Below are 1,019 nucleotides of genomic sequence, written 5' to 3'. Positions count from 1 at the left end.
CGCGCAATTAATCTCATGCTCCCTTATCGGTTGAGACGTGAAGTTTCTTGCTGTTTCAGCTAACTTATTTGAACTGGGAATGAAAACTTACTTACCAGTTCGGTAACTAACTTAACGATTAACAGTACTCATATCAGGGTAGCGTAAGCCTGCGGTAATCCCTTTTGGTGCAACTGCCTCAATTTGAGCGAGTTCATCTGAAGTAAGAGTCATGGAAGTAGCTGCAATGTTTTCCTCCAAATAGGTGCGTCGCTTTGTACCAGGAATTGGGATAATATCTTCACCTTGAGCTAATAGCCATAAGAGAGCAAGTTGGCTAGGTGTGACTTGCTTTTGTTGAGCGATTTCCTTGACTTTTTCCACTAATTGCAGATTCAGCAAAAAATTCTCCCCTTGAAAACGAGGATGATTTCTGCGGGCATCATCTGGTGCAAGGTCTTCAGGACGGGTGATGGCTCCCGATAAAAATCCACGACCAAGCGGACTGTAAGCCACAAAACCAATTCCTAGCTCTCGTACAGTAGATAAAATTTCATCTTCTGGGTCGCGGCTCCACAAAGAATACTCTGTTTGAAGTGCAGTAATTGGGTGGGTTGCCTGCGCCCGTCGAATTGTCGCCGGAGCAGCTTCGGAAAGTCCTAGATAGCGCACTTTACCAAGTTTGACTAACTCTGCCATTGCTCCTACGGTATCTTCTATTGGCACATTAGGATCGACCCGATGTTGATAATAGAGGTCAATTGTCTCAATCCCCAGCCGTTTAAGTGAAGCATCACAAGATTGATGGACATATTCTGGCCTGCCACTAACGCCTTTCCAACCGCCGTCTTCAGTACGGACATTACCAAACTTGGTTGCTAATACTACTTTGTCTCGACGATCAATAATTGCTTTGCCTACTAATTGCTCGTTGGTAAACGGGCCATACATATCAGCAGTGTCGAGGAAATTTACCCCAAGTTCTAATGCACGGTGGATAGTAGCGATCGCCTCAATTTCATCACGACCGCTGTAAAACT

Annotated in this window: 1 protein-coding gene; it reads right to left on the bottom strand. The window is 44.9% G+C overall.

The window, feature by feature from the left end; genetic code table 11:
• Positions 1–111: 111 nt before the first annotated feature.
• A partial coding sequence (locus V7L05_RS21960) for an aldo/keto reductase (RefSeq protein ID WP_335167094.1) occupies positions 112–1,019 on the bottom strand: 908 nt, incomplete at its 5' end.

Source organism: Nostoc sp., from assembly GCF_036917755.1.
GTDB lineage: Bacteria > Cyanobacteriota > Cyanobacteriia > Cyanobacteriales > Nostocaceae > Nostoc.
This window is presented reverse-complemented; position numbering and strand designations above follow the sequence as displayed.